The sequence below is a fragment of the Spinactinospora alkalitolerans genome, from assembly GCF_013408795.1.
GTDB lineage: Bacteria > Actinomycetota > Actinomycetes > Streptosporangiales > Streptosporangiaceae > Spinactinospora > Spinactinospora alkalitolerans.
The window spans coordinates 2,671,590-2,683,992 of record NZ_JACCCC010000001.1 but is presented as its reverse complement, the minus strand read 5'-3'; the positions used below and the strand labels follow the sequence as shown (position 1 = coordinate 2,683,992).

General features: G+C 75.2%; 13 protein-coding genes and 1 pseudogene. 5 read left to right on the top strand and 9 right to left on the bottom strand.

Annotated features, from left to right (window positions below):
- Window positions 1-236: 236 nt before the first annotated feature.
- The 3 genes from HDA32_RS11840 to HDA32_RS11830 form a co-directional block, all read right to left on the bottom strand.
- Window positions 237-698, bottom strand: coding sequence for a PPOX class F420-dependent oxidoreductase (locus tag HDA32_RS11840; RefSeq protein WP_179643245.1), 462 nt, complete (start codon window positions 696-698; stop codon window positions 237-239).
- Between the two features lie 178 nt (window positions 699-876).
- A complete protein-coding gene (locus HDA32_RS11835) occupies window positions 877-1,116 on the bottom strand; it encodes a type II toxin-antitoxin system antitoxin (RefSeq protein WP_179643244.1) in 240 nt (79 codons plus the stop codon).
- Window positions 1,117-1,129: 13 nt separating this feature from the next.
- Entirely contained in the window at window positions 1,130-2,047 is a 918-nt protein-coding gene (locus HDA32_RS11830) for an SPFH domain-containing protein (protein ID WP_179643243.1), read from the bottom strand.
- Between the two features lie 93 nt (window positions 2,048-2,140).
- Between HDA32_RS11830 and HDA32_RS11825 the strand changes: the two are divergent.
- Window positions 2,141-2,413, top strand: a pseudogene (locus HDA32_RS11825) (ATP-binding cassette domain-containing protein); the annotation flags it as partial.
- 97 nt (window positions 2,414-2,510) lie between these two features.
- Window positions 2,511-3,200 (top strand): ABC transporter permease subunit, encoded by a 690-nt coding sequence (locus HDA32_RS11820; RefSeq protein ID WP_179643241.1) that lies wholly within the window; start codon window positions 2,511-2,513, stop codon window positions 3,198-3,200.
- 55 nt (window positions 3,201-3,255) lie between these two features.
- Here the strand turns inward: HDA32_RS11820 and HDA32_RS30600 are convergent, their stop codons facing one another.
- Together HDA32_RS30600 and HDA32_RS11810 are read right to left on the bottom strand one after the other, a co-directional pair.
- Window positions 3,256-3,645 carry an STAS domain-containing protein gene (locus HDA32_RS30600; RefSeq protein ID WP_179643240.1) on the bottom strand — a complete coding sequence of 130 codons (390 nt, stop codon included), beginning with the start codon at window positions 3,643-3,645 and terminating at the stop codon, window positions 3,256-3,258.
- Window positions 3,646-3,785: 140 nt separating this feature from the next.
- A complete protein-coding gene (locus HDA32_RS11810) occupies window positions 3,786-4,859 on the bottom strand; it encodes a tartrate dehydrogenase (RefSeq protein ID WP_179643239.1) in 1,074 nt (357 codons plus the stop codon).
- A 130-nt stretch (window positions 4,860-4,989) separates the two neighbouring features.
- Between HDA32_RS11810 and HDA32_RS11805 the strand changes: the two genes are divergently transcribed.
- A complete protein-coding gene (locus HDA32_RS11805) occupies window positions 4,990-5,334 on the top strand; it encodes a hypothetical protein (protein WP_179643238.1) in 345 nt (114 codons plus the stop codon).
- Here HDA32_RS11805 and HDA32_RS11800 read toward each other — a convergent pair.
- Window positions 5,273-6,466: a lycopene cyclase family protein gene (locus HDA32_RS11800; protein ID WP_179643237.1), complete on the bottom strand. Its 1,194-nt coding sequence runs from the start codon at window positions 6,464-6,466 to the stop codon at window positions 5,273-5,275. The genes HDA32_RS11805 and HDA32_RS11800 overlap by 62 nt on opposite strands.
- A 152-nt stretch (window positions 6,467-6,618) precedes the next feature.
- Here HDA32_RS11800 and HDA32_RS11795 point away from each other — a divergent pair, with 152 nt between their 5' ends.
- A complete protein-coding gene (locus HDA32_RS11795) occupies window positions 6,619-7,341 on the top strand; it encodes a class I SAM-dependent methyltransferase (protein WP_179646627.1) in 723 nt (240 codons plus the stop codon).
- Window positions 7,338-8,876, top strand: a complete 1,539-nt coding sequence (locus tag HDA32_RS11790) for an FAD-dependent oxidoreductase (RefSeq protein WP_179643236.1) — start codon at window positions 7,338-7,340, stop codon at window positions 8,874-8,876. The genes HDA32_RS11795 and HDA32_RS11790 overlap by 4 nt, the downstream gene beginning before the upstream one ends.
- 10 nt (window positions 8,877-8,886) lie before the next feature.
- Here HDA32_RS11790 and HDA32_RS11785 read toward each other — a convergent pair whose 3' ends face one another.
- From HDA32_RS11785 to crtI, 3 genes are all read right to left on the bottom strand, one after another.
- Window positions 8,887-9,894: a DUF5914 domain-containing protein gene (locus HDA32_RS11785; RefSeq protein ID WP_179643235.1), complete on the bottom strand. Its 1,008-nt coding sequence runs from the start codon at window positions 9,892-9,894 to the stop codon at window positions 8,887-8,889.
- A 61-nt stretch (window positions 9,895-9,955) separates the two neighbouring features.
- Complete coding sequence (locus tag HDA32_RS11780) at window positions 9,956-10,888, bottom strand: phytoene/squalene synthase family protein (protein ID WP_179643234.1); 933 nt, start codon at window positions 10,886-10,888, stop codon at window positions 9,956-9,958.
- Window positions 10,888-12,387, bottom strand: a complete 1,500-nt coding sequence (gene crtI, locus HDA32_RS11775) for a phytoene desaturase family protein (RefSeq protein WP_179643233.1) — start codon at window positions 12,385-12,387, stop codon at window positions 10,888-10,890. The genes HDA32_RS11780 and crtI overlap by 1 nt, the downstream gene beginning before the upstream one ends.
- Between the last annotated feature and the right edge of the window lie 16 nt (window positions 12,388-12,403).

Below are 12,403 nucleotides of genomic sequence, written 5' to 3'. Positions count from 1 at the left end.
CGCCTTGCGCCGGGGATGCTGGGAGCCACCACCGAGATACCCGGACCCTCTTGTCACAAAAAGTAGTGAATCGAGTTCACTGGGTTACGGGCTGCTCTTCTGTCCCGTTTCGCCCGGCTTCGGGGCGGTGTCGGTGGCGGCCGCGCGCGGATAAATCGCACCCGAAAGGCGGGCCGCGGACGCTGCGGGCGGCCCGATCCCGCCCCGTCCGCGGCCCCGCCCCGCCGCTGCGGGGCTCAGGCCAGGCCCGGCGGGAACCCTCCCGTGGCCACCGGCCCCCAGCGCCGCGGCGTGATCCGGATCAGCGACTTGCCCTGGCGCTGCATGGCCGCGCGGTACTCGTCCCAGTCGGGGTGCTCGCCGGAGATGACCCGGAAGTACTCCACCAGCGGCTCGATCGCCTCGGGGACGTCCAGCACCTCGGCGTCGCCGTCGACCTGCACCCAGGCGCCGTCGAAGTCGTCGGAGAGCACCATGACGCCGACCCGCGCGTCGCGCCGGGCGTTGCGCGCCTTGGCGCGCTCGGGGTAGGTCGACACGACGATCCGCCCGTCGGCGTCGACCCCGCAGGTGACCGGCGAGGCCTGCGGGCTCCCGTCTGCGCGCCTGGTCATCAGGACTGCGTGGTGCCTGGGCCGGACGAACTCCAGCATCTCTTCCCGGGTGACCGTCTGCGCGGTCGCGATCCTCGGACTCATGCGGCCACCTTACTGAGGCCCCCACCGGTTGCGCCCCCGAGCGGCCGGGGCGCGCCGGTCACAGACCGTACTCCTCCAGCAGGCGCAGCCAGACCTCGCTCATCGTCGGGTGGGCCGGGACCTCGTGCCACAGGCGCTCCAGCGGCACCTCGCCGACGGTCGCCGCGCGCGGGGCCGGCTACTCCTCCTGCTCCTCGGGCGGCCGCTCCTCCGAGGACTGCGCGTCCTTCCTGCGGGGGCGGCCGCGACGCGGCATCGCGCCGGTGTTGCGGGGCATCCGCCCGGCGTCGGAGAGGGCGCGGCGGAGCAGGAACTCGATCTGGGCGTTGGTGCTGCGCAGCTCGTCGCCTGCCCACCGGGCGAGCGCGTCGTGCACGGCGGGGTCGAGCCTGAGCAGGATCTTCTTCCGCTCACTCACCGGAGTGCCGCCATCACTGGTACAGCGATCCCGCGTTGACGACCGGCTGGGTGGCCCGATCGGAGCACAGCACGACGAGCAGGTTACTCACCATCGTCGCCTTCCGCTCCTCGTCGAGATCCACTACATCCTGCTCGGCCAGCCGCTGCAGCGCCAAATCGACCATGCCGACGGCGCCCTCCACGATGCGCCGGCGGGCGGCCACGACGGCCCCGGCCTGCTGGCGCTGCAGCATCGCCTGGGCGATCTCGGCGGCGTAGGCCAGGTGGGTGAAGCGCGACTCGATGATCCGCACGCCGGCCGAATCCACCCGCTCGGAGATCTCGCGGGAGAGCCGCTCGGTGATCTCGTCGGCGTTGTCGCGCAGCGACAACTGGTCCTGGGAGTGGGCGTCGTAGGGGTAGTTGTTGGCGATGTGGCGGACCGCGGTCTCGGCCTGGATGCTGACGAACCTGACGAAGTCGTCGACCTCGAACACCGCCCGCGCGGTGTCGGCGACCTGCCAGACGACGACCGCGGCGATCTCGATCGGGCTGCCGTCGAGGTCGTTGACCTTCATGACGGTGGTCTCGTGGTTGCGGATGCGGGTGGAGACCCGCCTGCGGGTGGTCAGCGGGTTGACCCAGCGCAACCCGTCGGTGCGGACCGTGCCGGTGTAGCGGCCGAGGAACTGCAGCACGCGCGCCTCGTTGGGCGCGACGACGGTCAGCCCTGCCCCGATCAGCAGCGCGAGCAGCACCAGCACGACGCCGCCGATCAGGCCGGCCGGCCCTCCGCCGCCGATCCCCCACACGGCCGACACCACTCCGGCCGCGAGCAGCACCAGGCACCCGAGGACGGCCGGGATTCCGTGGGCTCCGACGGCGGCCCGTTCCCGCACCTGCGGCGTCGGCATCTCGACCCCTGCGGCGGGGCCGGCGTTGGCGTTCATCCGCGTTCCTTTCGATCGTTTACTTGATGACTGGAGTCTAGCATTGTGATATCACTTTTTAATAGCGACCGCTCATAATCCACGGAGCCACCCATGATCGAAGTACGCGGACTCACCAAGCGCTACGGCGACACCCTGGCCGTCGACCGGCTGTCCTTCGACGTCGCCCCCGGCGCCGTCACGGGCTTCCTCGGTCCCAACGGTGCGGGCAAGTCCACCACGATGCGGATGATCCTCGGCCTGGACGCCCCGACCGACGGATCGGCCACCGTCAACGGGCGCCACTACCGGAACCTGCCGGCGCCGATGCGCGAGGTCGGCGCGCTGCTGGACCCCGAGGCCCCGCACCCCGGCCGCACCCGCCGCGGCGCCGCGCTTCACCGCGACGCTGGCCGCTGAGTGGGTCAAGCTGCGCAGCCTGCGCTCCACCTACGTCGAACTCGCGATCGCCCTGCTGCTGGGGGTGGTGCTGACCGCGCTGATCTGCCTGGCCCTGGGCGCGGCCCCGGAGGGGGAGCTGCCGCAGGGCGCGCCGAGCCCCGACTTCGCGCTGGGCGCGGCGCTGCTGGGCCCCGGGGTGAGCCAGATCGTGCTCGCCGTCCTGGGAGCGAGCAGCGTCGGATCGGAGTACTCCACCGGGATGGTCCGGCTGACGCTGGCCGCCACCCCGCGCCGACTGCGGCCCGCTGCGGCCAAGGCCCTGGTCGTCGGCGCGGTCACGCTGGTCGCCGGCGCGGTGACCGTGTTCGCGGCGTTCTTCGCCGGCCAGGCGGTCCTGGCCGGCCAGGACCTCCCGCACGTCGGCATCGATGACCCGGACGTGCTCGCAACGCTGCTGGGCGCCTGCGCCGCCATGCCGTTCTACCCGCTGCTGGCCATGGCGCTGGCGGTGCTGACGCGCAACGTCGCCGGCGCCGTCAGCACCGTGCTGGCGCTGATGTTCGCCCCGTCCGTGATCGGGGTCTTCCTGCCCGAATGGGCGCAGGAGCACGTGCTGCGCCTCCTGCCCCACTCCGCGGTGAACAACCTGCTCGATCCGTCGATCACCGGCCCGACCGACCTGGATCCGTGGCAGGCCGCCGCGCTGGCCGCGGCGTGGCTGCTCGTCTTCTTCGGCGCGGCCGCGCCGGCGCTCACCCGGCGCGACGTGTGACCTCGGACCGGGCGCGGGCCGCTCCTCACCGGTGCGGCTCCGCTGCGGCCGGTGCTCAGCCGCGCAGGTTGAGCGGTCCCGGGCCGTCGCCCAGCCTGCGGTGGGAGTGGGCGAGGGCGGCCTCGACGATGGGATAGACGTCGAAGACCTGCTCCATACCCAGGGCGTCCAGGGTGCGGGCGGCCGGCCGGGAGGGCTCGGCGAGCACCATGTGCCGGCCCTCGCGCAGCAGCGTGCGGTAGGCCGCCATCAACGCGCGGATGGCACTGGCGTCGAAGAAGCGCACCCGGGACAGGTCCACCACCAGGCAGCCGCACCCCGACCCGGCGGCGGCGCGCAGCAGGGACTCCAGCATCTCGTCGGCGCTGGCGAGGTCGACCTCGCCGTGGACGGCGACGACCGCGGTCTCACCGCACGGGAAGTATTCCCGGTTCTCTCCCGACACGCCGCAACGCCTCCCTTGTCTCCCACGCCCGGCAGCGCCCCTTTCGATGGTAGCGAGCCGCGCCGCGCCGCGAGGGGAAATCACCCGATTCCCTGAAGTGGTTTCAGCGGAGCGGCGCCCGCCCCGGGGCCCGGACCCCCTCAGAGCCGGTCGATGACGGCCGCCGTGACCTCCTCCGTGGTGGCCGTGCCGCCGAGGTCGGCGGGCAGCACCCCGGCCCCGGTCGCGGCGGCGACCGCGCCGTCCAGCCGCGCGGCCTCCTTCGCCAGCCCGAGGTGGTCGAGCATGAGGGCTGCGCTGCCGATCGCGCCCAGCGGGTTGGCCGTGCCGCGACCGGCGATGTCGGGGGCGCTGCCGTGCACGGGTTCGAACATGCTCGGAGCGCGCCGCTCAGGGTCGAGGTTGGCGCTGGCGGCGAGCCCGAGGCTGCCGGTCAGCGCGCTGCCGAGGTCGGAGAGGATGTCGGCGTGCAGGTTGGAGGCGACCACGACGGAGAGCTCCTCGGGGTTGAGCACGAACCGCGCCGCCATCGCGTCGACCAGGCCGCTGTCGGACTCGACGTCGGGATACTGCGCGGCGACCCGGGCGAACACCTCGTCCCAGAGCACCATGCCGTACTGCTGGGCGTTGCTCTTGGTCACGCAGGTGACCTTGGGCCGCGACCGGGTCCTGGCCAGCTCGAAGGCGAAGCGGATGATCCGCTCGCACCCGGCCTCGGTGAACAGCGAGGTCTGCACCGCCACCTCGCTGCCCGGCCCGCGCGCGGCCAGGTTGCGCCCGCCCAGCCCGGCGTACTCGCCCTCGCTGTTCTCCCTGACCACGACCCAGTCGAGCTCGGCGGTGTCGTCCCTGCGCAGCGGCCCGGTCACGCCGGGCGGGAAGCGCACCGGCCGGATGTTGGCCCACTGGTCCAGGCCCTGGCAGATCGCCAGCCGCAGCCCCCACAGGCTGATGTGGTCGGGAACGTCGGGCCGGCCGACCGCGCCGAAGTAGACCGCGTCGAATCCGCGCAGCGCCCGCACGCCGTCGGCGTCCATCATCCGCCCGGTCCGCGCGTAGTGGTCGCAGCCCCACGGGAACTCGGTCCACTCCAGGGCGAAGGCGCCGGTCTCGGCGGCGAGCGCGTCGAGCACTCGGCGGCCCGCTGCGACGACCTCCGGGCCGATGCCGTCACCGGGGACGGCGGCGATCCGGAACGTGCGGGGTGCGGTCACGGTGCGACTCCTGCCTGGTGGGCTGTCGGCTGCACCGCACATCCAACCGGCCGACCGGGGCCGGCGTCCAAGACCGGTCGCCGATGCGACCTATAGCCGCCGCCTATCGGTGGCCGAGTGGGTGAGGGCGGTGTCGACGAACGCTCGGGCGGCGGGGGGCGGTCTCCTCCCGCCCCGCCAGCGGGTGGCCGCCGGGCACGATTCCGCGCTGCCGGGCCACGCCACCTACCGCGGCCTCGGGGAGCAGCGGCCCTCCCCAGGGAGGAGGGGTTCGAAGGGCCGCCGCACGGTCGGGCCGGGGCTCGCTCCGCTCGTCGCCGCCGTCCTCTTCCTGCCGCCGCTGGACCTCCCGGAAGCGCAGCAGACGCTGGGCGGGGTCCTGACCCTGCTGCCGCTCCCGCTGACGGTCGGCCTCACCGGCATCGGTTCCCAGCGCCGCCTCGCAGGCCGTGCCACAGGCGCTCGGCGGCGGTGAGTGACATCGGGCCGACCGGGGTGCTGGTGCCGATCAGCAGCTCCCCGACCGGGCCGGAGGTGCCGTCGAGGAAGCCCAGCACGTCGGGCAGCGCGTTGCGGCGGAACAGCCGGGCGAAGAACGCCGCGCCGTCGATGCGGCCGGTGTCGAGGGCGCGCAGCAGGACCGCGTCCATCGCCAGGTGGCGGCGGCGGTGCGGCGTGGGCGGGACGGGCGTGCGCCCTTCGGCCAGGGCCCGCGCGACGGCCGCGCCCTGGCGCTGCACCCCGCTGAAGGTGTAGCCGGTCGCGGGCCGGGTGGCCCCGCCGGCGGTGCCGATCCGGAACACCCGCAGCCCCGCCCGGGTGGGAAAGCGGGCGTCGGTCATCGGGATGGCCCCCTGCTCGGCGGCCGTGACCGTGAAGTCTCCGAGCCGCAGCACGGTGCCGGTGTAGTGCCGCAGCGCCGAGCGGTACCCGGCGTCGTCGAGGACCTCCCGGGTGAACTCGGTGTACTCCACCAGCGCCTCGCGCCTCGACAGCGGCAGCACGTAGCCGAAGCTGACCCCGTTGCGGGGCTGCGGCGTGCGCAGGTCCATGAGGTCGGCCTCGCCGGGGGTGAAGGCGTCGTCGGCGGTGCGCACGAACCAGCCGCGGAAGTGCTGCAGCAGCGTGGTCGTCCCCCGCGGGAGGGGGGTGGGCGGCCGGGAGTCGAACACCCAGCGCGCGGTCAGGCTCAGCGCGCGGCCGCCGGGGTCGCGCGCGTGCACCGCGGCCCGGTCGCGGCCGTCCTCGACGCGTTCGACGGTGGCGCTGATCTGGCGCACCCGTTCCCCCAGCCCCGAGCGGACGAGGCGCTCGTGGTCGGGCGAGCGGATCATCTTGTAGACCAGGGGCGCGGTGGGCGCGCGGTGCCGCGTGCCGTCGGGCTCGATGACCGACAGCCGCCGCCAGCGCGCCGTGACGACCTCGTCCCACTCCCCCCGTTCGGGCTCCCAGAAGCACCAGGTGCGCACCGGCGGGCGGATCGGCCCTTCGGGCGGCTCCAGCAGCGCGACCGTCGGCGCCCGGCCCGCCCCGATCCGGGCCAGCCGGTGGGCCAGGGAGAGCCCGGCGGCCCCGGCCCCCACCACGGCGACATCGACATCGACCATGGCCCCAGGATGTCAGTGCGGAGCGCGGTGGCGCCGCATCCGGGCGTCGCGGTGGCGCGGGAGGGGCCGGGTTGACATCCTGGGGCCGACCGGATTCATCGGCGCCGGGAACGACGGGGGAAGGGGAGCAGGTGCGCGATTCCGTGGAGGACATGAAACCGCGGCGGGTGACCGAGGAGTTCGACCGTGCGGCGCTGTCCTACGACAGGCTCGTCGGCGCCAACCCCGGCTACCACGCGCACCTGCGCGCCTCGGTGCGCCGGCTGCACCTGCCCGGTAAGGGCGCCGGGCTGCGCGTGCTGGACCTGGGCTGCGGAACCGGCGCCTCCACCGCCGCGCTGCTGGCGGTGCTCCCGTTGGCCGAGATCGTCGCGGTCGACGCCTCTGAAGGCATGCTCTCGGTGGCGCGCGCCAAGCGCTGGCCGGACAACGTGCGCTTCGTGCGCGCGAGGGCCGAGGACCTGCGCGCCGCCGACCTGGGCGGCCCCTTCGACGCGGCGCTGGCGGCCTACCTGGTCCGCAACTGCCCCGACCCCGACGGGGTCCTGGCCACCGTCGCCGGCCTGCTGCGGCCGGGCGGCCGCCTGGCGGTCCACGAGTACTCCGTCGCCGACTCCGCGGCGGCGCGGGCCGTGTGGACGCTGGTGTGCTGGTCGGTGATCATCCCGGCCGGCCGGGCGCTCACCGGCCGCGCCGACCTGTACCGCTACCTGTGGCGCAGCGTCCTGGACTTCGACGGCGCCGCGCGGCTGCGGGGGCGGCTGGCGCGCTGCGGCTACCGGGACGTGCGCACCGTGGCGCTGCCGGGCTGGCAGCGCGGCATCGTGCACACCTTCCTGGGCCGGCGCCCCACGCGCGCCGAGGAGGCGGCGTGAAGGTCCCCGGACGCGACCCGCGCGCACGCGCCGTCCCGGCCCCGGCCCCCCTCGGCCGGCCGGACGCGTCCGCCCGCGTCGCGGTGGTCGGGGGCGGGATCGCCGGCCTGGCCGCCGCGGCCGGGCTGGCCGAGCGCGGCGTGCGGACGGTGCTGCTGGAGCGCGAGGCCTACCTGGGCGGGCGCGTGGGCGGGTGGCCGACGACGCTGGGCGACGGCACCGGGGCCACGATGAGCCGCGGATTCCACGCGTTCTTCCGGCAGTACTACAACCTGCGCGCGCTGCTGCGCCGCGCAGATCCCGACCTGGGGATGCTCACCCCGCTGCCGGACTACCCGCTGGCGCACCGCGACGGGGCGGCCGACCGGTTCGCCGGCCTGCCCGCCGCGCCGCCGTGGAACGCGATGGCGTTCGCGGCGCGCAGCCCCAGCTTCACCTGGCGGGAGCTGTCGCGGGTCAACGTCGCCGCCGCGCTGCAGCTGCTCGACGTCGACGTCCCCGGCGTCTACGAGCGGCTGGACCACATCGACGCGCTCGACCTGCTGGAGCGCATCCGGTTCCCGCGGGCGGCCCGGCACCTGGCCTTCGAGGTGTTCTCGCGCAGCTTCTTCGCCGACCCGCGGCTGCTGTCGGCGGCGGAGCTGGCGGCGATGTTCCACATCTACTTCCTGGGCTCGGCCGAAGGGCTGCTGTTCGACGTCCCGCGCTCGCCGTTCCCGCAGGCGCTGTGGGAGCCGCTGGCCGCGCACCTGCGCGGGTGCGGGGCCGAGGTGCGCACCGCGACGGCGGTCGAGGAGGTCGCGCCGGGCGGGCGGCGCCGGTTCGCGGTGCGGACCGGCGGGAGCGGCGGGGAGGATGAGGAGTTCGACGCCGTGGTGCTGGCCACCGACGTGGGCGGCCTGCGCCGGATCGTCGAGCGCTCGCCCGGCATCGCCGACGACGCCTGGCGCAAGCGGGCCGCGAACCGGCCGGGCGCGCCGCCCTTCCTGGTCTCGCGGCTGTGGCTGGAGCGCCCGGTGGCGGCGCGGCGGCCCGGGTTCCTGGGTACCAGCGGCCACCCCAGCCTGGACAACATCAGCGTGCTGGAGCGCTACGAGGACGAGGCGCGCGCCTGGGCCGGGCGCACCGGCGGTTCGGTGGTGGAGCTGCACGCCTACGCGCTGGCCGAGGGCTGCGACGAGCGGACCGAGCACGAGCGGCTGATCGCCCAGATGCACGAGGTCTACCCCGAGACCGCTGCGGCCCGGATCGTCGACGAGCGCCACGAGCTGCGCGCCGACTGCCCGCTGTTCCCTCCCGGCGGCTTCGCCGAGCGCCCGGCGGTCGGCACGCCCGACCCGTTCCTGGTGCTGGCCGGCGACCACGTCAGGGTGGACCTGCCGGTCGCCCTCATGGAGCGCGCGGCGACCAGCGGCTTCCTCGCCGCCAACGCGCTGCTGCGCCGGTGGGGGCTGCCGGGGCACACGGTGTGGAGCGTGCCCGACCGCGGCCGCATCCCCCCACTGCGCGCCCTGGCCCGGCGGCTGCGCCGGTGAGCCGTCTCCCCTACCCCGGCCAGCGGCCCGAGGTGCGCAGGGTGTAGCGGCGTTCGGCGTAGGCGAGGTCGTCACGCCACAGGCGGCGGGCCGCCAGGCGCATGAAGGGGCGCACCGCCGGGGCGATGCGGCGGGCCAGCAGGAAGCCGGTGCGCTCGGAGGAGGCGATGGTGGCCTCGATGACGGCCGTGCGCGGCACGCCCCGGTCGTCGACGCCCAAGGGCGTGGCGTGGGTCTCCACGGCGCTGCCCGCGCCCTCCCCCTCGATGATGTGCATGACGACGGTGCGCGGTTCCGGGCAGGTGAAGGCCGCGCGCACCGGGACCCCCCAGTTGCCGGCGACCTTGAACGACACCTCCACCACGAACCGGTCCTCCTGCGGGTCGGGATCCTTGGGCGCCTCGGTCACCCGCAGCCCGACGAAGGAGTAGGGGTGGAACCACGACCCGTGCCACGGGTCGAGCCGGTTGGCCACGACGTCCTCGGGTTCGCAGCGTCCGGCCATGGCGGCCACGGCCGCGATGGCGGTGCGCGCCTCGGGGCGCCGCGGCAGCACCGGCTCGGGCAGCGGCTCCTCCCCTCCCGCCGCGTCGAGCCGGACCCAGGCGAGCACGCCGTCGTCGTGGACCGGGAAGGGGTCCCAGCCGGGGAGGCCCTCCGGTCCCAGCGCCAGCCCGTGCCACCGGCACACCAGGTCGTCGCCCTTCACCGCGCCCCGGCACAGCGGGGCGCCCAGGTGCGGGCAGGCCCCGGGGGCGGCGTGCAGCGCGCCGTCGGAGGTGCGCCAGGCGACCACCTCAGTGCCGGCCACGACCCGCCCGAACGGCCGGCCGGCCGTGATCTCGTCGGCCGCGGCCAGGACGTACCAGTTGCCCGAGGGCCGGGCCAGCGCGCGTTTGAGCGCCGCCGAGATCAGGGCGGGGGAGGCTCCGCGCCAGGTGGGCTCTTGCCGCGCCCAGGGGGTCGCGGGCATGCGCCGCAGCGGCAGGCGCCGGGGGGAGAAGTCCTGAGCGGGCATGGGGTGCGTTCCTCTCTGCGGTGGCTTCGGCCGGTCCCCGGGAGCGGCGGGGCCGACGGGGTCAGGAGGCGGCGAGGCGGGCCGCGACCGCCCGGCCGAGCGCGGGCAGGGCCACCCGGACCCGCCGGGTGGTGGGGACGGCGTGGCGGCGGCTCCAGACGTCGTAGTCGGCGGCCTCGATCTCGTCCAGGATGCCCTGGTAGAGCGTGAAGGCCGTGGCGACACACGGGCGCGACACCGGGGAGAGCATGGCGATGCCGGGCGCGGCCCTGGCGTAGTCGGCCCGGTTGAGCTCCACGAGTTCGGCCAGTGCCGCGCGCACGCGCGGGTCGCCGCGCCGGTTGCGCCGGCACCAGCCGAGCAGACCGCGGTCGACGCCGTGTCCGGCCAGCACGTCGGCGGGCAGGTAGATCCGGCCGCGGTCGAGGTCCTCGGCGATGTCGCGCAGGAAGTTGGTGAACTGGAACGCCTCCCCCAGCGCCGCCGCGTGCGGGGCGGCCCGCTCCCGCGGCACCACCGTGCCCAGGACCGGCAGCACCTGCAGCCCGATCACGGCGGCCGAGCCGTACATGTAGCGGCGCAGTTCCTCGTGGGTGGCGTAGTCGGTGACGGTGAGGTCCATCCGCATGGAGTCCATGAAGGCGGAGAAGTGCGCGGTGTCGATGGCGTGGCGTCGGGCGGTGTGGGCGACGGCGCGCAGCACGGCCTCCTGCGCGGGCTCCCCCGCCAGCGCGGCGCGCAGCCGGGCGTCGAGCTCGGCGACGCGCGCGGCGCGCTCCTGCGGCGCGCTCTGCCGCCGCGGGTCGTCGACGACGTCGTCGACCCAGCGCGCGAACCCGTAGAGCGCGTGGATCGCGGGGCGGCGCGCCGGGGGCAGCACCCGGGTGGCGAGGAAGTAGGTGCGACCGTGCAGGGCGTGCAGTTCGCGGCAGCGCGCGTAGGCCGCGCGCAGCCCGGGGTCGGTGATCCCCGCCGCGTCCAGTTCGGTTCGCATCACAGGCTCCTTGCGTGGGCGGCCGGCGCGCCGGTGACGCGCGCGGCGGCGAGCTTCCCCGAGACGAGCACGGTCGGCAGGCCGACGCCGGGCGTCGTCCCGCACCCGGCCAGGACGGCGTTGGCGACACCGGAGACCAGGTTGCGCGGGCGGAACGGCCCGGTCTGGGAGAAGGTGTGGGCGGTGGCGAAGGGCGTGCCGAAGGCGTGCCCCTGGCGGGACCAGTCGCCGGGGGTCACCAGGCGCTCGGTGACGACGGCGGAGCCGAACCCGCTCAGCCCCCGCCGCTCCAGCGTCGCCACGAGCTCGTCGCGGTAGCGGGGGCCGACGTCGTCCCAGTCGAGGCGGCCGGTGCGCAGGTTGGGGCAGGGGGCCAGCACGTAGAACAGGTGGCGGCCGTCGGGGGCCAGCCCGGGGTCGGTGTGCGTGGGCCGGGTGATGAGCAGCGAGGGGTCGCTCATGAGCCGGCCGTCCCGGGTGATCTCGGTGAACGTGCGCCGCCACGCGCCGCCGAAGGAGATCGTGTGGTGTTCCAGCCCCTCCCAGGTTCGGTCGGTGCCCGCGTGCAGCACGACGGCCGACGGCGAGAAGCGCAGCGGGACCGGCCGCCAGGGCGTGCGCCCGAGGAGCCGGTAGGACATCGGCAGGTCCGGGGTGAGGACCACGGCGTCGCAGGGCACGCGCTCGCCGTCGGCGGTGATCGCCGCGGTGACCCGGTCGCCCCGGCGCTCCAGCCGCCGCACGGCCGCCCCGTAGCGGATCCGCGCGCCGGCCTTCTCCGCGGCCCCGGCCATGGCCTCGCCCAGGGCGCGCATGCCCCCGCGCGGGAAGTACACGCCGGCGACGGTGTCCATGTAGGCGATGACCGCGTAGGCGGCGAGCGCGCGCTGCGGCGGCACCCCGGCGTAGAGCGCCTGGAAGGAGAAGATGCGGCACAGCCGCTCGTCGGAGAGGAACCGGCCGATGGCCGGTGCCAGCCGGCCGAAGCCGCCCATCGCGGCCAGCCGGGCCAGCTCGGGGGAGAGCAGGCCGAGCGGGGAGTCGAAGTTGGCGTCGATGAAGCGGTGCATCTGCAGCCGGTACAGCTCGCTCAGCCAGGCGCGCAGCCGCAGGTAGCCCTGCGCCTCGCGGGGTCCGGCGGCCCGGCGGACCTCCTCGGCCATGGCGTCGGCGTCGGTGTGCACGTCGATCGTGGAGCCGTCGGCGAAGTTCGCCCGGTAGGCCGGGGCCAGCGGCACCAGGTCCAGGAGGTCGTGCACCGACTCCCCCACCCGGCCCAGCGCCTCGTCCAGCAGCTCCGGCATGGTCAGCACGGTGGGTCCGGTGTCGATCCGGAAGCCGTCGAGGTCGAGGCGGCCGGCCCGGCCCCCGGGGTGGGGGTCGCGTTCGATCACGGTGACCTCGCGGCCGTCGCCCAGCAGGTGCAGGGCCGCGGCGAGGCCGGACAGGCCGGCTCCCACGACCACGACGTGGTCGGTGCGGCCGGGGACGGTGCGCAAACGCCCTCCTGTGGTC

Coding starts and splice junctions, on each gene's coding strand:
- HDA32_RS11785 (WP_179643235.1), bottom strand. CDS start 9,894: ATGCCCGCTCAGGACTTCTCCCCCCGGCGCCTGCCGCTGCGGCGCATG.
- HDA32_RS11830 (WP_179643243.1), bottom strand. CDS start 2,047: ATGAACGCCAACGCCGGCCCCGCCGCAGGGGTCGAGATGCCGACGCCG.
- HDA32_RS11780 (WP_179643234.1), bottom strand. CDS start 10,888: ATGCGAACCGAACTGGACGCGGCGGGGATCACCGACCCCGGGCTGCGC.
- HDA32_RS11840 (WP_179643245.1), bottom strand. CDS start 698: ATGAGTCCGAGGATCGCGACCGCGCAGACGGTCACCCGGGAAGAGATG.
- HDA32_RS11800 (WP_179643237.1), bottom strand. CDS start 6,466: ATGGTCGATGTCGATGTCGCCGTGGTGGGGGCCGGGGCCGCCGGGCTC.
- HDA32_RS11795 (WP_179646627.1), top strand. CDS start 6,619: ATGAAACCGCGGCGGGTGACCGAGGAGTTCGACCGTGCGGCGCTGTCC.